The 19,084-nt window shown below is 68.5% G+C and carries 16 protein-coding genes; 7 read left to right on the forward strand and 9 right to left on the reverse strand.

Annotation, left to right across the window (positions count from 1 at the left end; translation table 11 throughout):
- Positions 1 to 20: 20 nt before the first annotated feature.
- Entirely contained in the window at positions 21 to 1,187 is a 1,167-nt protein-coding gene (locus tag ED92_RS37920) for a CaiB/BaiF CoA-transferase family protein (protein WP_037347188.1), read from the reverse strand.
- Positions 1,184 to 2,635: an aldehyde dehydrogenase family protein gene (locus ED92_RS37925; RefSeq protein ID WP_037347189.1), complete on the reverse strand. Its 1,452-nt coding sequence runs from the start codon at positions 2,633 to 2,635 to the stop codon at positions 1,184 to 1,186. The genes ED92_RS37920 and ED92_RS37925 overlap by 4 nt, the downstream gene beginning before the upstream one ends.
- An 80-nt stretch (positions 2,636 to 2,715) precedes the next feature.
- Between ED92_RS37925 and ED92_RS41550 the strand changes: the two genes are divergently transcribed.
- The 3 genes from ED92_RS41550 to ED92_RS37940 all read left to right on the forward strand — a co-directional run bounded on the left by ED92_RS41550 (position 2,716) and on the right by ED92_RS37940 (position 6,682).
- Positions 2,716 to 3,306: a TetR/AcrR family transcriptional regulator gene (locus tag ED92_RS41550; protein WP_052121181.1), complete on the forward strand. Its 591-nt coding sequence runs from the start codon at positions 2,716 to 2,718 to the stop codon at positions 3,304 to 3,306.
- Positions 3,307 to 3,470: 164 nt separating this feature from the next.
- Positions 3,471 to 5,273, forward strand: a complete 1,803-nt coding sequence (locus tag ED92_RS37935; RefSeq protein WP_052121184.1) for a DUF3556 domain-containing protein — start codon at positions 3,471 to 3,473, stop codon at positions 5,271 to 5,273.
- Positions 5,270 to 6,682 carry an NAD(P)/FAD-dependent oxidoreductase gene (locus ED92_RS37940; protein ID WP_037347190.1) on the forward strand — a complete coding sequence of 471 codons (1,413 nt, stop codon included), beginning with the start codon at positions 5,270 to 5,272 and terminating at the stop codon, positions 6,680 to 6,682. The genes ED92_RS37935 and ED92_RS37940 overlap by 4 nt, the downstream gene beginning before the upstream one ends.
- On the opposite strand, the gene ED92_RS37945 is transcribed toward ED92_RS37940, so the two are convergent.
- Positions 6,675 to 7,937: a CdaR family transcriptional regulator gene (locus ED92_RS37945; RefSeq protein ID WP_037347193.1), complete on the reverse strand. Its 1,263-nt coding sequence runs from the start codon at positions 7,935 to 7,937 to the stop codon at positions 6,675 to 6,677. The two genes, ED92_RS37940 and ED92_RS37945, sit on opposite strands and share 8 nt — an antisense overlap.
- A gap of 118 nt (positions 7,938 to 8,055) precedes the next feature.
- Between ED92_RS37945 and ED92_RS37950 the strand changes: the two genes are divergently transcribed.
- Genes ED92_RS37950 through ED92_RS37960 form a run of 3 tightly spaced genes read left to right on the forward strand, consistent with a single transcriptional unit; the run spans position 8,056 to position 11,165 of the window.
- Positions 8,056 to 9,543: a class I adenylate-forming enzyme family protein gene (locus ED92_RS37950; protein WP_037347195.1), complete on the forward strand. Its 1,488-nt coding sequence runs from the start codon at positions 8,056 to 8,058 to the stop codon at positions 9,541 to 9,543.
- Positions 9,540 to 10,331 carry an SDR family oxidoreductase gene (locus ED92_RS37955; RefSeq protein WP_037347196.1) on the forward strand — a complete coding sequence of 264 codons (792 nt, stop codon included), beginning with the start codon at positions 9,540 to 9,542 and terminating at the stop codon, positions 10,329 to 10,331. Before ED92_RS37950 ends, ED92_RS37955 begins: the two co-directional genes overlap by 4 nt.
- A 45-nt stretch (positions 10,332 to 10,376) precedes the next feature.
- Complete coding sequence (locus ED92_RS37960; RefSeq protein ID WP_037347198.1) at positions 10,377 to 11,165, forward strand: LLM class flavin-dependent oxidoreductase; 789 nt, start codon at positions 10,377 to 10,379, stop codon at positions 11,163 to 11,165.
- A 52-nt stretch (positions 11,166 to 11,217) separates the two neighbouring features.
- Here the strand turns inward: ED92_RS37960 and ED92_RS37965 are convergent, their stop codons facing one another.
- Both ED92_RS37965 and ED92_RS37970 read right to left on the reverse strand, forming a co-directional pair.
- On the reverse strand, positions 11,218 to 12,141 hold the full coding sequence (locus tag ED92_RS37965; protein ID WP_037347200.1) for an alpha/beta hydrolase: 924 nt from the start codon (positions 12,139 to 12,141) through the stop codon (positions 11,218 to 11,220).
- A 15-nt stretch (positions 12,142 to 12,156) separates the two neighbouring features.
- Positions 12,157 to 13,071 carry an alpha/beta hydrolase gene (locus ED92_RS37970; RefSeq protein WP_037347464.1) on the reverse strand — a complete coding sequence of 305 codons (915 nt, stop codon included), beginning with the start codon at positions 13,069 to 13,071 and terminating at the stop codon, positions 12,157 to 12,159.
- 174 nt (positions 13,072 to 13,245) lie between these two features.
- Here ED92_RS37970 and ED92_RS37975 point away from each other — a divergent pair, with 174 nt between their 5' ends.
- The gene (locus ED92_RS37975; protein WP_037347202.1) at positions 13,246 to 14,109 is read left to right on the forward strand and encodes a helix-turn-helix domain-containing protein; all 864 of its coding nucleotides are present in this window, start codon (positions 13,246 to 13,248) and stop codon (positions 14,107 to 14,109) included.
- A gap of 7 nt (positions 14,110 to 14,116) precedes the next feature.
- Here the strand turns inward: ED92_RS37975 and ED92_RS37980 are convergent, their stop codons facing one another.
- The 4 genes from ED92_RS37980 to ED92_RS37995 are packed head-to-tail and all read right to left on the reverse strand — an operon-like array spanning position 14,117 to position 19,080.
- Complete coding sequence (locus ED92_RS37980) at positions 14,117 to 15,256, reverse strand: CoA transferase (protein WP_037347203.1); 1,140 nt, start codon at positions 15,254 to 15,256, stop codon at positions 14,117 to 14,119.
- Positions 15,249 to 16,070, reverse strand: coding sequence for an enoyl-CoA hydratase/isomerase family protein (locus ED92_RS37985; protein WP_037347205.1), 822 nt, complete (start codon positions 16,068 to 16,070; stop codon positions 15,249 to 15,251). Before ED92_RS37985 ends, ED92_RS37980 begins: the two co-directional genes overlap by 8 nt.
- Complete coding sequence (locus tag ED92_RS37990; protein WP_037347206.1) at positions 16,067 to 17,761, reverse strand: CoA-transferase; 1,695 nt, start codon at positions 17,759 to 17,761, stop codon at positions 16,067 to 16,069. Before ED92_RS37990 ends, ED92_RS37985 begins: the two co-directional genes overlap by 4 nt.
- Positions 17,758 to 19,080, reverse strand: a complete 1,323-nt coding sequence (locus ED92_RS37995; RefSeq protein ID WP_037347208.1) for a phenylacetate--CoA ligase family protein — start codon at positions 19,078 to 19,080, stop codon at positions 17,758 to 17,760. The genes ED92_RS37990 and ED92_RS37995 overlap by 4 nt, the downstream gene beginning before the upstream one ends.
- Between the last annotated feature and the right edge of the window lie 4 nt (positions 19,081 to 19,084).

The following is a 19,084-nucleotide window of genomic DNA, read 5'->3' on the forward strand; positions in this document are numbered from 1 at the left end:
CTCCCGTGTTTCGTGTCGGCCTAGACGATCGCTCCGGACGTTCGCAACGCGGTTACTTCGTCCTCGGAGAGGCCCCAGTCGTGCAGCGCGGTGTCCGTGTCGGCCCCGGCAGGGACCGCGGGGCCTTGGATGGCGCCGGGAGTCCGGCTGAAACGCGGCGCGGGCGCGGGCTGCAGCACGCCGTCGACGGGCACGAAACTCGCCCTCGCCGTGGCGTGTTCGTGGTGCAGTGCCTCGTCGAGGTCGAGGACGGGTGTCGTGCATGCTTCCCGCCCGTCGAACCGGCTCTCCCACTCGCTCCGCGGGCGAGTGCGGAAGGCGTCGGCGATCTTCGCGTGCAGCGACGGCCACTCGGCTCGGTTCCACTGGACCGCGGCGAGTTCCGGTGACAGTTCGAGGACGTCGAGCAGTTCGCCGAAGAACTTCGCTTCGATCGCGGCGACGGCCATCCAGCCGCCGTCGGAGGTCTCGTAGACGGTGTAGAAGGGCGCGCCGCCGTCGAGGGTGTTGCCGCCTCGTTCGAGACCGAGCATCCCGGCTTGGCGTTGTCCGTAGAAGACGCCGCCGAGCAGGGCGATGCCGTCGAGCATCGACGCGTCGACGACCTGGCCGGGGCCGCCGTTCCGGGCTTCCCACAGGGCCGCCACCAGTCCCATGGCGAGCATCAGGCCACCACCGGCGTAATCGCCGAGCAGGTTGAGCGGGATCGCCGGAGCCCCGCCGGCGGGGCCCATCGCCGCGAGCAGGCCGGACGTTGCGAGGTAGTTGAGGTCGTGTCCGGCGGTCTGGCTCAGCGGGCCGTCCTGGCCCCAGCCCGTCGCCCTTCCGTAAACCAGGCCGGGGTTGCGTGCGAAGCAGTCTTCGGGCCCTACACCGAGCCGTTCGGCGACCCCCGGCCGGTTGCCTTCGATGAGGACGTCGGCCTGTTCGACCAGCCGCAGTACTACTTCGGCGCCACGCGGATGTTTCAGGTCGACCGCGATCGAGCGCCGTCCCCGGTCGTTCACGAAAGCGGGCTGTCTGCCGTTGGCGGCACCGAGGTCGGTGCGCATGGTGCCGACGGCGCTCGGCCGGTCCACTCGCAGCACTTCGGCGCCGAGGTCGCTGAGCAGCATGCCGCACCAGGGCCCTGGCCCGATCCCGGCGAGTTCGACGACTTTCAGTCCCGCCAGTGGTCCGGCGTTCATGCGGCACCGACGAGGATCTGCTTGAGTTCGGTGAAACCGAGAATCCCTTCCGGCCCGGACTCGCGGCCCCAGCCCGACGCCCCGATCCCGCCGAAGGGGGCGCTCATCGCCGGGCCGAACGAGTTGACCGCCACCGCACCGGCGCGGATCCGGCCTGCCACCTCCAGCCCCGCCTCGACATCGGCGGTGTAGACGGCACCCGACAACCCGAAGTCGGTGGCGTTGGCCAGCCGGACGGCGTCGTCGACGTCGCGATACACCTGCACCGCGGTCACCGGCCCGAACACCTCACGGCGAATCAGTTCGGCGTCCTCGGCGACGTCGGTGAAGAGCGTCGGCCGGTGAAACCAGCCGTTCTCCAGACCCGCCGGTCGTTCTCCGCCGGTGACCAGCCGTGCGCCGTCATCGCGTGCCCTGGCGACAAAACCTTCGGTGCGACGCAGGGCGGCCTCGTTGATCATGGGGCCGATGTGCGTCGCAGGGTCCAGCGGATCGCCGATCACCAGACGTTCCCAGGTTGTCTTCAACCGGTCGACGACCTCGTCGTGCCGCCGCTCCGAAACGAGGATCCGCGACAACAGCGCACACACCTGCCCCGCACCGTTGGTGGCGCCGGGAACCAACGCCCGCAACACTTTGTCGAGCGGCGCGTCGTCCAAAATCACCGCAGGCGATTTTCCGCCGAGCTCCAGTTGAGTGCGCGCGTACCGGCCGTGCGTCGCCGCGAGGACGTCCTGCGCCGCCGCGTGGCCGCCGGTCAGCGACACCAGATCCACCCGGGAATCCCGGGTCAGTGCCTGCCCGACGACGACCGGTCCCGACACGAAGTTCACCACTCCGGCGGGGAAACCGGCCTGCCGGGCGCAGTCTGCCACCAACGCCATCGTCAGTGAGGATTCCGGTGCCGCCTTGACGACCAGAGGGCATCCAGCGAGCAACGCCGGGACGACCTTCGACGCCACCGTCACGACCGGACCGTTGTAGGGGAGCATCGCCGCCACCACGCCGGCAGGTTCCCGGCGCAGCAGGACGTCACCGAGTTCCGAGGATCGGCGCCGCTCCCGCAGCATCTCCTCGGCGCCGTCGAGCGCCGACCGCCACGCGGCGACGGTGCCGAACCGGTGCAGTGCCCTGCCGTGCCGCACCGGCATTCCCGCCTCGACGGCCCACACCACGTCCAGATCGGCCGCACGCCGGTCCACCGACTCCAGCCAGCGGGTGCACAGCGCGACCCGATCGGCCAGGGGAGTGGCGGCCCACGCGTCGCGGGCGGAGACGGCGGCATCCACCGCGGCGGTCGCGTCCGTTTCGGACGCCTGCCGAGCCGTTCCGACCGGTTTCGCGTCCGAAGGGGAGACGATGGTGTGCACGTCTCCTGTCGCCGGACGCCATTCGCCACCGACGAAGACGTCGTCGGTGTGCGGTACCTGTACGCCTGCCGCTTCCACGATTCTCCTGGTCGCTAGATTCCCTACGGGCGAATAGATAATATATTGTGCACTTAGCTTGGGCAAGTGAGGAGGTCGTGGTGGTCGAGACGCGGGCGATGCGGAAACGAGCCGAGCGGATCCGGCTCATCGAGCACACCGCTGCCCGGCTCTTCGCCGAGCGCGGCTACGAGGCGACGAACTTCGAAGACATCGGCGCGGCTTTGGACCTGCGCGGTCCCAGCCTTTACCACTACTTCTCGTCGAAGGAAGAGCTGTTCCTCAGGTGCATGGAGCACGCGGCCGCGGAGGTGTTCCCCCGGCTCGCCGGGATCGCGGAGTCGGCGCACCCGCCACGGGAGAGGCTGCGGCTGATGTTCCGAGAGGAAGCCGCGATCACTCTTCGCGAGTACCCCGAGTTCATCCCGCTGTTCCTCAAAGTGAGGGTCCCGGTCGCGGCCTTGGAGGCCCGTCGTGACGAACTCCGTCGTGAGCAGACCCTGATCTTCCGTAGCGTGGTGGATGAGCTGGCCACGGACCGGCGGAAGGCCGACGAACTGCACAGGACCCTGAACCTGGCGCTGGGAGGGCTCGCGCTCATCGGCGAATGGTTCGACCCGGCGGACCGCCTCGGCGTGGACGACTTCGCCGAGTCGGTGTCGCACACCCTTGTCAGGCTCTTCGAGTACTGAAGGCGAACCCCGGGTTTGTGCGCGGCGACCAAGCGCGCCTCGGTCTTTGTCGCCTTGGGACGAACGCCTCCGGGATCTTTGGTCGATCGAGCTGTGACCTCGACCTCACTCCCGGACCTACGTTCGGTCGGCAATCACCGCCGTGTGGCCCGAGGAGTCGAATCATGGGATTCAAGACCGGGGACTTCCCGCCTGTTGACCCTGCCAGGTTGTTCGAGCTGCCCTATCTCGAACGGATCAAAGTGTTGTCCCGGCACTGGGTCGAGTACGGCTTCGGAACGCCGAAGATGACCCACGTCATCTACCTCGCGAAGCTTCTCGTGGTCTACGTCGTCGGTGGGCTGCTGATCTCCGCGCTCACGTCGGGGCTCAATCCCCTGGAGTTCTCGTCCTGGTGGACCGAGCCGATCTTCTATCAGAAGCTGATTCTCTGGACGGTGTTCCTCGAGGCCCTCGGCGCAGGCGGTTCCTGGGGGCCGCTCGCCGGCCACTTCAAGCCGTTCACTTGCGGTTGGCGCACCTACCTGAAGGTCGACACGATCCGGCAGGCACCGTGGAAGCGCGTCCCCCTGACCGGTGGTGACCGCCGCACGGGCGTGGATGTCCTGCTTTACGCCGCGGTCATCGCCGTCCTGCTCGCCGGGCTCCTGCTTCCCGGCACTGCGGACGCGGACCTCACACGGGTCGGCTTCGACGCGGGCCGGGTGATGCCCGCGGTCGCGGCCGTGCTCGCCGTGCTCATGGTGACGTTGGGACTGCGCGACAAGGTCTTCTTCCTGCAGGCCCGTGGCGAGCAGTACCTGCCCGCGATCATCTTCTTCGCGGCCTTCCCGGTCGTGGACATGATCGTCGCGCTCAAGGTGCTGATCGTGGCCGTGTGGTTCGGCGCCGGTTTTTCCAAGTTCGGCAAGCATTTCTCGATGGTGGTCCCGCCGATGGTCAGCAACACGCCGTGGCTCCCGTCCAAGGCGGTCAAACGTATGCACTACAAGGACTTTCCCCGTGATCTGCGCCCGTCGTACCGAGGTTCGCTGCTCGCGCACGTCGGCGGCACTTTCGTCGAAATCGTGACGCCGCTGGTGCTGTTGTTCACCGTCAACGCCACCGTGGCCCTGCTCGCCGCCGGGGTGATGGTGTGCTTCCACCTGTTCATCACCTCGACGTTCCCGCTCGCGGTGCCGCTCGAATGGAACATCCTGTTCGCCTTCGCCGCGGTCTTCCTCTTTCTCGGCCACCCGAACTGGGCAGGCTACGGCCTCGGTGACATGGACGCGGCCCTGCTCGCGCTGACCGTGGTGGGCGTCCTGTTCTTCCCGGTCTTGGGCAATCTCCGGCCCGATCTGGTGTCGTTCCTGCCTTCGATGCGGCAGTACGCCGGAAACTGGGCATCGGCGATGTGGGCGTTCGCTCCCGGCGCCGAGGATCGTCTCGACCAGCATCTGGTGAAGCCCTCCGAGATGACCGTCAAGCAGCTCTCCGCCCTTTACGGTCCCGAAGCGGCCGAAGTCGTGATGCACCAGCTGCTGGGCTGGCGGGCCATGCACAGCCAAGGCCGAGCGCTCAACTCGATCATGATCAACCAGCTCGGCGCCGACATCGATCACTACACCCTGCGGGAAGCGGAGTTCAGCACGAACTGCATCATCGGGTTCAACTTCGGCGACGGCCACATGCACGACGCCCGGTTCATCGAGTCCCTGCAGCGCCGCTGCGGGTTCCGGCCGGGGGAGTTCGTGGTGGTGTGGATCGAGTCGCAGCCGGTGCACCGGAACCACCTCCGCTACCAGGTGATCGATGCCGCTCTGGGCGTCGTCGAGCGCGGCGTCTACCGTGCCGAGGACGCCGTCGCCGAGCAGCCCTGGCTGCCGAACGGGCCCATCGCGGTCGACGTGCAATGGCGCATGCGGGGTTACGAACGCGTGCGGTACCCGAAGCCGGCGACCGATCGCGAGGAGGTTCAGCGATGACCACGGCAGTCGTCGTCGGCAGCGGGCCCAACGGCCTCGCCGCCGCGGTCACACTGGCCAAGGCCGGTCTGCAGGTGACGGTGATCGAGGCCGCGCACGTCGCCGGGGGAGGCACCCGCAGCAGCGAACTCACCCTGCCGGGATTGATCCACGACGAGTGCTCGGGTTTCCACCCGCTCGCGGTCGACACGCCGTTCTCGCGCGAGGCCGACCTGCACAGCCACGGTCTGCGCTGGCTGTGGCCGGAGGTGCAGTACTCCCACCCGCTCGACGGCGGCCGTGGAGCGGCAGCGCTCCGCTCGGTCGGCGACACCGCGGCCGGGCTGGGTGACGACGCTCGCCGCTGGCGGCACGTGTTCGGGCCGCTCACGGAGAACTTCGAACGGATCACCGAGGACTTCCTCCGCCCGATGCTGCACGTGCCCGCTCATCCACTGGCACTCGCGCGGTTCGGGCTCCTGTCGAGCCTGCCCGCGTCGGTGCTCGCGTCCCGCTGGTCCACGCCGGAGGCACGCGCTCTCTACGCCGGGGTCGCCGCCCACGCGATGCGGCCGTTGTCCTCGCCGATGTCCTCCGCGATCGGGGTCGCCCTAGGGACCGCCGCCCACGCCTACGGGTGGCCGGTCGCCGAAGGCGGGTCCGCGGCGATCAGCGCCGCGATGGTCGCCGCCCTGGAAAGCCATGGCGGCAAGGTTCTCACCGGCACGACAGTGCGGACCCTCGCCGAACTCGGCGAGCCGGACGTGGTGATGCTCGACGTCGCGCCGTCGGCAGCGGTGTCGATCGTGGGCGAACGGATGCCGAGCCGGGTCCGTCGTGCCCTGAGCCGCTATCGGCACGGACCCGGGGTCTTCAAGGTCGAGTTCGCCATGGACGGCGAGGTGCCCTGGAAACACGAGAACTCCCGCCGGGCCGGGACCGTCCACATCGGAGGGTCTGTCGAGGAGATCGCCGCCGCGGAGCGGGAGGTCGCCCGGGGCGGTATGCCCGAGCGGCCCTTCGTGCTGGTGGGTCAGCAGTATCTCGCCGATCCCAGCAGGTCGAAAGACGGTAAGAACCCGCTCTACGCCTACGCGCACGTGCCCGCCGGGTACACGGGCGACGCGACCGCGGCGATCGAGCGGCAGATCGAGCGGTTCGCCCCGGGGTTCAAGGATCGCGTCCTCGCCCGCCATGTCCGCTCCGCCGTCCAGATGGAGGAGCACAACCCGAACTACATCGGCGGCGACGTCGTGACCGGGGCGAATTCCCCGCTGCAGCTGGTGTTCCGGCCTCGGGTCACGCTCAATCCGTACGCGGTCGGCGTGCCCGGTGTCTACCTGTGCTCGGCGGCCACACCGCCGGGCGCGGGTGCGCACGGGATGTGCGGGTACAACGCGGCCAAGACGGCTCTCGCCGGGCTCAGCTGATCAGCATGGTCCGGCCCAGCCAGTGGCAGGCCGTGACGGCGAGCTCGATCGCCTGACGGTCGTCCCGGATCGCCCGTCCGAGTACCTTTTCGGCGCCGGCGATCCGGTACTTCACCGAGTTCTTGTGCATGAGCATCGCCTCCGCCGTCGCGGTGTAACTGCTGTCGTGGCGGAAGAAGATCAGCAACGTCTCGCGCAAGCGTTCGTACTGCTCGTCGATGCGGGCGAGATCGCCCAGGATCTCGTGCACCCACCGTCGTGTCACGTCGAGATCGAGCGCAAAGAGCGCGGCCACATTGAGGCCGGGCTCGTGGAACCCGGTCACCGGATGGGTCGGATCGTCGCGGACCATGGCGACCCGCTGCGCCTGGATCGCCTCCAGATGTGTCCGGCGGAAGCCGTCGAGCCCGGAGTGCACCGCGCCGAGCGCGACCTGGGGAAGCGGCGGTCCGGCGGCGTCGTCGAGCAGGGGCCGCACGGTGGCGATGTCGGGTGTGAAGCCGTCGGCGACCGGGATCCAAGCCCACGCGCTGGCCCGGTCTCGCGGGATGACCAGCGGGCTCCGTCCGGAGCCGAGCTTCTCCGCCATCGTCGTCACCGTACGGGTGAACCGGGACAGCTGATCCTGCTGCGCGCCCGTCTCGTGCACCCACAGGACCACGCCGAGGTGGGGGACCCGCAGCCGGTAGCCGATCACCGCCTCGACCGCGTCGATATCGCTGGTCAAGCCGCTGATCAGGTCCTCGACCCGGCCCACGCGGGCGGTGTTGCGCTCGGTCAGCCAGCGCTCGCGTTCACTCTCGTAGACGGTGACGATGCGCTGCGAGATCCAATCGATGTAGTCGAAGGTGACGGTCACGAAGCGCTGGTAGCTGGCCGCCTGCATCAGCGGGTCGGCGTGCCGGTCCCGGCATTCGCGGAAGGCGGATTCGAGAAGGTTCTGCTGCGCCAGCCGGTAGGCCCGCACCAGTGCACTGACCGGGACGCCGCGCTGGGCCAGCCGTCGCGCGTACTCGAAGGCGGCGGACGGCGGCTCGAGGTTCTCGACGCTGATCGAGTGCCGCAACGCGTGCAGGATGTTCTCGAGGTTTCCCTCGATGCTCGATCCCAGCAGGTCCAGGATCGCGGCGTCGCCGGCGAGCTCCTCGATCCGGGTGGACAAGAGGTCTCGCAGACCGGCTGTGAGGGTCGCGGTGTTGTCGTTGAGCGCCGCGGCCACCGTCTCCACCTGCTTGCGGAGCTCGTCGTCTACCACGTGTGCAGTCTCCCACTTCCTGTGACGGCCGCCACTGGTCTTCGGGGACGAAGGAGCAGGCCGGGTCTTGTCCACGCGGGCCAGTGTCGTTTCCGCGAGCGGGATTTAGCGTCGTTCCATGGACATTCCCAGCGAACCAGCACGGATTCCGTTCCTCCGTGAGGAGCTCGATCCGCACGGCCCGTGCATCGCTGACCAGGCAGACACCCTCGACAACACGGCCTTCGCCGATTCTGTCCGCCGCCTTGCGCACCGGTTCGAGACGATGGGCGTCGCCGCCGGCGACACCGTGGCGGTCATGCTGCCGAACTGCTCGGAGATCGCGACGACGATGTTCGCCGCGTGGTGCCGAGGGGCCGCACTGACACCGGTCAACCCGGCGCTCACCGACGACGAGGTGCGCTACCAACTGCAGGACTCGACGGCCGCCGTCCTCGTGGGCGACGAGCGCGCCGGCGCGTTGGCGGAGTCGACCGGGATCGCGTGGATCGAGGCGCGCTCCGTCCACGCGGCGGGCGATGTTCCCGACGTGGCCCCGGTCGCGGATCGGTCCGACTTCGCGTTGATCATCTACACCAGCGGTACGACCGGCAAACCCAAGGGCGTGCTCCTGGATCACGCGAACCTCGACGCGATGAGTACGTCCCTCATCGAGCATTTCGGCCTCACCGCCGCCGACACCAGTCTCCTCGTGCTTCCGCTGTTCCACGTCAACGGACTGGTCGCCAGTGTCCTTTCGGCACTGCGCGCGGGAGGGAACGTGGTCATCGCGCCGCGCTTCTCCCCGGCGGACTTCTGGGACCAGGTCGAAACCCACCGGCCGACCTACTTCTCGGCGGTGCCGACGATGTACGCGCTCCTGGACGCCAAGACCGAACGCGAGGTGGACACGTCTTCGCTGCGGTTCGTCATCTGCGGCGCCGCGCCGATGCCCGCCGAGCTCATCACCCGGTTCGAGGACAGGTTCAAGGTCCCGGTCGTGGAGGGATACGGGCTCTCGGAAGGCAGCGTGGCCTCGACCATCAATCCGGTCGACGGGCCCCGCAAGGCCGGAACGGTCGGGATCACCCTGCCCGGTCAGGAAGTCGCCGTCGTTTCCCCCGACGGGGAACGGCTCCCGCCGGGACAGCGCGGCGAAGTCGTCATCCGGGGAGCGAACGTGATGCGCGGCTACCTCGGCAGGCCCGAGGAGACGGCGAGAGTGGTACGCGACGGCTGGTTGCACACCGGCGACGTCGGGATCCTCGACGACGAGGGCTACTTGATCCTCGTCGACCGGATCAAGGACATGATCATCCGTGGTGGCGAGAACATCTATCCCAAGGAGATCGAGGAGCGCCTCTACGGCCACCCGGCCGTTCTCGAAGCCGCTGTCGTCGGAAGGCCGGACGACGTCTACGGCGAGGTCCCGGTCGCCTTCGTCGCGACCAAACCCGGATTGACCGTGACCGCGGAAGAACTCGCCGAGCACTGCTCCCGTTCGCTCGCGCGGTACAAGACGCCCGCCGAGATCCACGTCAGGACCGAACTCCCCAGGAACTCCGTGGGCAAGCTCGTCAAAGGGCTTCTCCGCGAGCAGATCGACCGGAAGAGGACGAATCCGTGAGCCGCACCCTGGTGATGTCCGGCGGAAGCCGCGGGATCGGCCTGGCCACCGCCTTGGCCTTCGCGCGCCGCGGCGGTAACGTGGCGCTCCTTGCCAAGACCGATGTGCCCCAACCGAATCTGCCCGGCACGATCCACACCGCCATCGAGGCGATCCGGCGGGCCGGCGGCCGCGCGGTGGGGGTGGTCGGCGACGTCCGATCCGAAGAGGACACCGCCAAGCTGATCGCGACCGCCGTGGCGGAGTTCGGTGGCGTCGACGTCGTCGTCAACAACGCCAGCGCGATCCACACCGCGGGCACCCTGGAGACTCCGGCGAAGAAGTTCACGTTGATGCACGAGGTCAACATCCGCGGCACCTGGCTGCTCACCACGGCCGCCCTGCCCTATTTGCGTGAGTCCCGAGGCTCGATCATCACGCTCTCGCCGCCGTTGAACCTCGCGCCGCGCTGGCTGGGGATCCATCCGGCCTACACGACCTCGAAGTACGGCATGACCTTGCTGACCCTGGGCTGGGCCGCGGAGTTCGCCGCTGACGGGGTGTCGGCGTCCTGCCTGTGGCCGGAGACCCTGATCGACACCGCCGCCGTCCGCAACGTGGTGGGCGGTGCCGACCACGCCCGATCACCCGAGATCATGGCCGATGCCGCCCTCGCCCTTCTCGACCTGCCGCACGAGCGCAAGAACGGCCGCGCGTTCATCGATGCCGACGTCCTGCGCGAGACCGGCGTCACGGACCTGAGCCGATACGGCGATGCCAACGCGCACAAGGACATCTTCGTCGATTAGACGTGCGCCGGGCCGGCGATCTTGGACGGGACTAGCGTAGAGACCATGGCTCAGGTTCGTGTTGGTGTGGTGTTCCGTCCGCAATCGCCGCCAGAGGAGCTGAGGGAGACCGTCATCGCGGCCGATAAGGCCGGTATCGACGAGTTGTGGCTATGGGAGGACTGCTTTCTCGAAGGTGGTCTCACCAGTGCGGCGGCCGCGCTGGCGTGGAGCGAGCGGCTCACCGTCGGGATCGGCCTGATGCCGGTGCCGCTGCGCAACCCGGCTGTCGCCGCCATGGAGATCGCGACGCTGGCGCGGATGTTCCCCGGCCGGTTCGTCCCGACAGTCGGGCACGGGGTGCTCGACTGGATGGCGCAGGTCGGCGCCCGGGTCGCGTCGCCGATGACGTTGCTGCGCGAGCACGCCGACGCCGTCCGGCGGCTGCTGCACGGCGAGACCGTCAGCGTGACCGGACGCTATGTGAACCTCGACGCGGTGGCACTGGACTGGCCGCCGGTGCAGGTCCCGCCCCTGATCATCGGCGGGCGGGGGCCGAAGACCATCGCGCTGGCCGGCGAGGTGGGCGACGGCGTGCTCCTCGACTCCCTGCTGGCCACCCCGGACTACGTCGCTTCCGAGGCCACCCGTGCCGCCGAGGCCGCGCAGGCCGCGGGCCGACCAGCACCGCAGGTCATCGTTTTCGCGGAGATCGAGCCGGACGTCCCCGCCCTCGGCGATCGTGCTCGTGCTCTGATCGACGAGCTGGCCGCCGCCGGTGCCACCTCCGTCATCCTGCAAGGCACGTCGCAGCACCCGGACCCTGGTCCGCTCATGGCCGCACTTTCCCGCTGACAGCGACCGAAGGGGCGACCGCTTCGGCAGCCGCCCCTCCCGCACTGTCTGCTCAGAGGTTTTCCTCGAAGAAGGCGCCCAGCTTTGCCAAAGCCTGGTCGACATACTTCGGCTGGTCGTACAGGTCGTAGTGGCTCGCACCCTGGACGACGAAGATGTCCTTCTTCTCCGAGCGGGCCCGGTCGAACAGTTCGAAACCGTCCCGGTAGGACCCGAAGCCGCCCGGCACGTCGCCGACGATGACCTGCAACGGCTGCGTCAGCAACACCTCGGCCAGGTGGAAGGCGTCGAAGCCGACCGCCGCTTCGAGACCGGAGAAGCGCAGCTTGTTGGGAGATCCGGCGCTCTGGCCCCTGGGGGTGGTGTAGTACTCGACGGCGTTGACGATGTCGATGTCGGTGATTCCGGCCTTTTCCCGCTCCTCGACCGAGGTGGGGATGTAGGTGGTGATGTGCGGCTCCGCGCCGCGGGCCTCGGCGGTGCGCTGCTTGCCGATCGCCTCGAGCGTCGCGACCGCGGCGTTGGCGCTCATGTCGCCTTCGCGCAGGAGCCGTCCGTAGTTCGCGGCGACGACGGTGCCCAGCGCCTTGATCCGGTGGTCGGTCATCGTGGCGTTCGCGGCGTAGCCACCGCCACCGCAGATCCCGACCAGGCCGATGCGGTCCTCGTCGACGTAGTCCTGCGTCACGAGGTAGTCGATGGCGCAGCGGAAGTCCTCGACGCGGGTGGCGGGGTCTTCGAGGTAGCGTGGCTCGCCACCGCTCGCACCCTGGTGTGAGGCGTCGAACGCCAGCGTCACGTAGCCCAGTTCGGTCAGTCGCTCGGCGTAGATGCTGCCGGACGTCTGCTCCTTGCAGCTGCTGATCGGGTGGGCGCAGATGATCGCCGGGTACTTCTTGGCAGGGTCGAAGCCCTCCGGGAAGCGGACGTCGGCGGCGACGTCCCAGGTGCGGTTCTTGAAGGTCACGGATTCCATGGGATTTCCTCTCGTTCAGGCGGTCAGGTGCTCGCCGAAGAAGCCGGTGAGCTTGGTGACCGCGGGGGTGACGTGCTCGTCCTGGTCGTAGAGGGCGACGTGGGTGGCGCCGTCGATGACGAACAGTTCCTTGGGCTCGTCGGCCTTTTCGATGGCCTCGCGGCTGAAGTAGCCGGTGTCGGCGTCGGAGCCGATGATCATCAGCAGCGGCCGGGGCGCGATCAGCTTGATCATCGCGTAGGAGTCGTACTGGGCGATCTGGTCGATGCTGCGCAGCGGCCACTCGTTGGTGGAGTTGGTGTGCCCGCCGCGCGGGGTGCGGTAGTAGTCCTGAGCCTCGCGGTACAGGGTCGGAGCTTCCTCCAACCCTTCCGGGCTCTCCGGCGCCCAGTTCTGCAGAGCCGGAGCCTCGCCCCGCGCCTCGGCGGTGCGCAGCGCGCCCGCCTGGTCCAGCATTGCCTGCAGGACCTCGGGACCCTGAGTGCGGCCGAGGCCTTCGACCAGCAGGCTCCGGATGTCCACGGCGCTGACCGTGGCGACCGCCTTGATCCGGTGGTCGGTCTGCGCGGCGAACGGGACGTAGCCACCGGACGCGCAGATGCCCAGCGCGCCGATCCTGGCCGGGTCGATGTCGTCACGGGTGGTCAGGTAGGTGACCGCGGCCCGGACGTCCTCGGCGCGCTGGAAGGGGTTCTCCAGGCCACGAGGCAAGCCCTCGCTGTCACCCTGGTAGGCGGCGTCGAACACCAGGGTGGCGTAACCCTCGCGGGCCAGACGCTCGGCGTAGATCGACGCGGTCTGTTCCTTCACGCCGCCGCCGGGGTGGGACACGACGACGGCGGGAAGCGGGGCGCCGGTGTGGTCGTCCGGGGTGAACAGGAGACCGGCCAGCGCGAGCCCGGCGCTCGGGAAGGTGACGTTCGTCTTCATCTTCGGGATCTTTCTTTCGGCTTCTCTTCGGCCGGGGTATTTCATTCGGCCTCGTATTCGAGACTCACACGCGTCGCGTGCTCCTACAATGGGACGGTTCCAGCCCCGCACATCACTGTCCAGGGACACAATTGGCCCAGGCTCCCGAGTTGCACCTCTTGCGACAATGGCGTCATGAGCAGTGACGACCACGCCAATGAACTGGGGGAGTTCCTCAAGGCCCGGCGGTCCGAGGTGAGCCCCCGGACGGTCGGGCTGCCCGAGACCGGCGCCAAACGACGGGTCAAGGGGCTGCGCCGCGAGGAGGTCGCGCTTCTGGCCTCGATCAGTCCCGACTACTACACCCGCATCGAACAGGGCCGCAGGCAGGCGTCCGCGCCGGTGCTCGACGTCCTGGCGCGAGTGTTGCATCTGGACGACGACGAACGTGAATACCTATTCGAGCTCGCTGGAAAGGACGCCGAACGGCCACGTCGGCAATCCGCGCAGAAGGTGTCACCACAGTTGCTGCGGGTGCTGGACGAACTGACCACGAGCCCCGCGCTCGTGCTGGGCAGGCGAATGGACATTCTCGGCTGGAACCGAATGGCCTCCGCGCTGCTGGTCGATTTCTCGGCGATCCCGGAAAAGAAGCGGAATTACGTGTGGCTGATGTTCTCCGACCCTGCTTTCCGGGCCTTGCACGTGGAGTGGGAGGCCATGGCCCGCACCGCTGTGGCGATGCTGCGGATGGAGGCCGGCCGCAACCCGCACGACCAGCGGATGGCCGCCCTGGTCGGTGAATTGTCGGTGAAGGACGACGACTTCCGCACGTGGTGGGGTGACCATCGCGTCACCGCCCGCGAGCGGGGGAGCAAGACGCTCCGTCACCCCGTCGCGGGCGAGCTGACGCTCGATTGGGACGCGCTCACCTGTACGAGTGACCCCGAGCAGCAGCTCATCGTCTGGACCGCCGAGCCCGGCACCGCCGCCCACGACGGGCTTCGTTTCCTGTCGTCATGGGCGGCGAGCGAGGACCGCTCAGCTGCGGATCGCTGAGATCGAGCTACAGCAGTTCGGCGTTGTGCTGGCCGACAGACGGCGCCACGAGGGGAGCGAGGCGGCCGCCGTCGACGACGATCGGCGACTTCGGCGCGAGGTGGGGGCCGACACCGGGTTGGTCGATTTCGCCGAACAGGTCGAGGTCCCGCAGGGCGCCGCGGCCGAGTTCCTCGAAGGTGCGGTAGCGCTGCCACAGGATGCGATGGCGATCCAGCGCCGCGGCGGCCTCGTCGAACGTCGTGCTCCGGAACCAGCGGGCCAGCAGCGTCGAGATCACGTCGCGGTGTTCGAAGCGGGCGGATTCCCGCGAGAAGTCGATGCCCAGGGATTCGCTCAGTGCGGTGAACGCGGCGGTGAGGCCGGTGGCTGTCAGCAACTTCGTCCAGTGGCGCTCCGTCAGCACCACGAGCATGACGCGAACCCCGTCGGCGGTGAGGAAGTCGCGGCCGTACGTGCCGTAGACGTCGTTGCCGGATTTGGTGCGGTCGTGGTCGGTGACCTGTGCTTCCGCCAGGTAGCCGAGATTGCCCGCGGTCGCTAGAGCGACATCCTCGAGGGCGACGCGGATCGCGCGGCCCTGACCGGTCTCCTGCCGGTGCCGTTCCGCGGCGAGCAGGCCGATCGCGAGGTAAAGACCGGCGGCGACATCCCAGGCGGGCAGCACGTGGTTGACCGGTGCGGGGGCTTCGGCGGAGCCGGTGATCAACGGGAAACCACTGCCCGCCTGGACTGTGTAGTCCACCGCGGCGCCACCGCCGGGGCGTCCTTCGAGGAGCACGTGGATCACGTCGGGACGACGAGCGGCCAGTTCCGCGTAGCCGAGGTCGGAATGCCGTTCGGTGTTGCTGACGACGACGCACGGTCCACCGTGGACGATCAGATCCACGACCCGTTTCCGGTCCACTTCGGACTCCAGGTCGACGGCGACGGCGCGCTTTCCCTTGTTCAGCCCCGACCAGTAGAGACTGGTGCCGGAGTCGGCCAGCGGCCACCGCGTCCGATCTGCCGCGCCACCGAGCGGTTCGACCCGGACGACGTCTGCGCCGAGCTGGGCCAAAGTGAGGCCGCACAACGGAGTCGCGACGTAGCTCGAGATCTCGACCACTCGCAAACCCGTGAGCAGCGCCGGATTCGGGTCAGGCATCGCCGTCCTCCCGCCGCCGGGTGAAGTCGGGCTTGCGGCGCTCGCGGTGGGAGGCCAGACCTTCGCGGACTTCCGGCCCGCCGAAGCCGTAGAACTCCAGCGCCAGCGAGGAATCGAAGATCGCGCCCGCGACCTGCCGGTACCACGCGTTCAGGCTCTGCTTGGTCCAGCGGATGGCGTTCGGGGCGCCGAGTGCCAGCTCGCGCGCGACTTCCCGCGCGGTCGGCAGCAGGTCGGCGTCCTCGTCGACACAGAGGGAGACCAGGCCGATCCGTTCGGCTTCCTCGCCGGTCAGCGGACGGCAGGTCATCAGGTAGTACTTCGCCTTCGCCATGCCGCACAGCAACGGCCAGCACACTGCGGCGTGGTCACCGGCCGCGACGCCGAGGCGCGTGTGCCCATCGATGATCTTGGCGGTCTTCGTGACCACCGAGACGTCGGCCAGTACACCGGCGACGAGCCCGGCACCGACCGCGGGACCGTGGATCGCCGACACGATCGGCTTCGAGCAGTCGATGACGTTGTAGACCAGGTCTCGCGCCTCCCGCATCGTGCGGGTGCGCGTCTCGTAGTCGTTCGACAGCTTCTCGACCAGGTCGAACGAGCCACCGGCGGAGAATCCCTTGCCCTCGCCGCGCAGGAGGACCGCGTTCACGTCCGGATCCCGGTCGAACTCCCGCCAGATGTCGGCCAGATCGGCGTGCGCGGCCTCGCTGACCGCGTTGAGGTTCGGTGCGTCCAGGACGAGTTCGACGACGCCCGCGTCGTCTGGGCCGTCCACCCGGAGGTTCTCGAAACGTGCGTAGCGGCTCATGCGCTTCCCTTCTTGCTCTGACCGAGGAACAGGCCTTCGCCGTCGTACTTGCGCAGCTGGGCCAGGTCGTCGGCGCTCACCTCGGGCAGTTCCTTCAGATCGTCCGCCACCTTGAGCTCCCAGCCACAGCGTGAACGGGCGTATTCGACGCGATCGGTGAGCGGTTCGGGACCTGGTGCGATGTGGGTGAGAACGAGTTCGCCGTCGCGCCGGGTCAGGATCCCGACGTCGGTCACCACGGCACGTACGCGCGCGCCGGGGCTCGTGACGTAGTCGCAGCGCTCGACGAACCTGCGCGGGCTCATCGTCCCGACGACCAGCGTCTCGTCGGCGTTGGTGACCACGTCGTTCGCGCCACCCGATCCGACGAGGTGGGGGCCGCCGGTGATCCGGGTCGTGTTGATGTTGCCCAGCCGGTCGATCTCGGCCGCGCCGACGCAGGCGATCGACCGCGTGAACGGCCCGTTGACCACCGTGCCGAGCACCTGCTCGGTGTCGAGCAGCATCGACGACGTCGGGAAGTTCGCGAAGCTGAAGATGAACGGGTCGCCCGGCGTCGGCGTGTAGTCCCAGAGCCCCAGTTCGGCGGCGAGCGCGACACGGTGGCCCTCAGTCTTGGCCGTCTCGACGCCCACCCAGGCCGCGAGGTTCGCCAGACCCGCGCCGGCGAGGACGGCGTCAGCGCCGGTCTCCGCGATCCGCGTCCGGACGAGGCCGGCCAGCCAGGTGGCCGCGCGTTCGGCCGGCGTCGCGGGGCCGCTGTGCTCGCCCCGGCCGGTGAGTGGCGTCGGCTTACCCATGGAGCGGACCAGGGCGTCGAGCCGTGCCTTGCCGAGCTTCTCGAGGTATGCGTCGTGGTCGGCGGGATCGAGGATCCACTCACGGATCCAGTCGTCGAACTCCGGCGATCGGCTCGCTTCGCGTGCAGAGATCCAAAAAGTGACGTCTTCGGCGTATCCCTCCACTGGCAGCCGCGTCCCCACGGGCCCAGCGAAGACCCCGCCGGGATGCGCTCCGAACGGCGCCTCCACGACGGCGAGCACCCGGTGTGCCGGGACGCGGACCAGCGACGACCAGGGACGGAGATCGTCGACGACCTTCTCCACCGTGGCGAGGACGCCCCGACGGGCGGCGAACGCGCCGATCGAACCCTCGAACATCGGGGGAGCGATCGCGAGATTGCCCTGCCGGTCGGCGACCGCGGCGTGCACCAGCGCGACGTCCGGCACCAGCGGCGAGACCAGGCCCACCCGGCCGAACCGGGTATCGATCTCCTCGTAGCCCTCGTTCCCTGCCATCGAGGAGTCCCGCACAGACCCGGTGACGACGGCGGGCACACCGGTCGCCGCGGCCCGCAAACGCTGGATGTAGCTCAGGAACGACCAGTTCTCGACCTCGACGGAACCGTCTGCGTAGGCCTTCTGGAACACGGGGTTCGGTGTGAACACCGGGAACGAGTCGCCGGAGTAGACGGTGACGACCTTCTCGACGCAGCCGGAGCGGAACAGGACCGCGCCGAGCGACGACAGGCTCGCCATGATCAGGGTGAACTTCGATGGTTTTCCCCAGTGTTGCCGGGCCAGTTCTCGGACCAGCGCGCTCCAGCGGCTGTGGCCCATCATCACGTGCACGGCGTCACCTGGGCGGACGTGCCGCGCGATCGCCTCGTCCAGGCGGCAGAAGTCGGTCATGCGTGCACCCGCTCGACGAGGTTCACCTTGACGTGATCAGGACGCTTCAACGTGCCCTGGGGGACGAAGTCGACAACGGTTTTGACGTTGAGCGCGGAGCGGATCCGTTGTTCGATGCTCTCGCGGAGCCCGGTCTGCTGTTCTGGGGTCAGACCGGTGTCCTCCACGACGACCGGGAGTGGACGCTGCGTCGAGTGCCCCTCGAAGTCGGCGCGGATCCGCATCTCGCCAGGGGTCAATTCGGCGACGAGTTGCTTGATCGCCGAGGGGAAGACGTTGATACCGCGCACGATCAGCATGTCGTCGGTGCGGCCGATGCACCGGACCTTGTAGCCGGTACGGCCGCAGGAACACCCGGTCCCGGTGACGACGACGTGATCGCGGGTGCGGAACCGCAGCAACGGGGACGCCTGACGCCGCAACGCGGTGTAGACGAGTTCGCCTTGCGCGCCTTCGACCGGGGCGATCTGTTCGCCGGTGTCGGGGTCGATGAGTTCGGCGATCATCAAGTCGGGGGAGAGGAAGTGCATCCCGTCGGCGGCTTCGCATTCACCCCAGTACGTGCAGGCGATGTCCGTGCCACCCAGCATCTCCCGCGACGTTGCACCCCACAGCGATTCGAGCTTCTCTCGGACGGCGGGAAGCCCGCCGCCGCCGACGCTGATCGCGCGGACACCGAGGTCCCGTGCCGGACGGCCGACGATCTTCGGTGCCTGTTCGGCGAGGTGGGCGAGGAAGTACGGAGTACCGATCAAGGCGTTGGGGCGCTGATCGGCTTGGACGCGCAGGAGCCTTTCCGCGCCGGCCTCCGCCCCGACCGGGATGTCGACGATCCCCATGTACTGCAGGATCTGCACGATCGGCAGCCCGCCCACGAATCCCTTGCTCATGCCGAAGGCGTGCAGCAACCGGTCACCCGGACGGAATCCGTTGGCATACAACGCTCGCGCGCCGAGTTCACACCAGGTGGTGATGTCGCTCGTCGTCAGTCCGACGTAGGACGGGCTGCCCGTGGTGCCGGACGACGCCTGGATCTGCACGACCTCGGAGATCTCCGCGGCGACGTGTGTGCCCAGTGGCGGGGCGGCGGCGAGGCTGTCACGCAGTTCCTGCTTCTCGGTGAAGGGTAGCCCGGCGAGATCCTCGACGGTCCGGATCTTCGCCAGGTCGGCACCGAGCTTCGCTTGGTAGAACGCGCTGTGCGTGGCCAGGTACGAGACCTGCTCGCGCAGGCGTTCGTCCTGGACCGCACGGGCGGCGGCGGGGGAGAGGGTTTCGACCGCACTCCAGTGTCGTGCGGAAAAAGGTGCGACTGCCATTGTG

This window comes from Amycolatopsis sp. MJM2582 (assembly GCF_000754115.1).
GTDB lineage: Bacteria > Actinomycetota > Actinomycetes > Mycobacteriales > Pseudonocardiaceae > Amycolatopsis > Amycolatopsis japonica.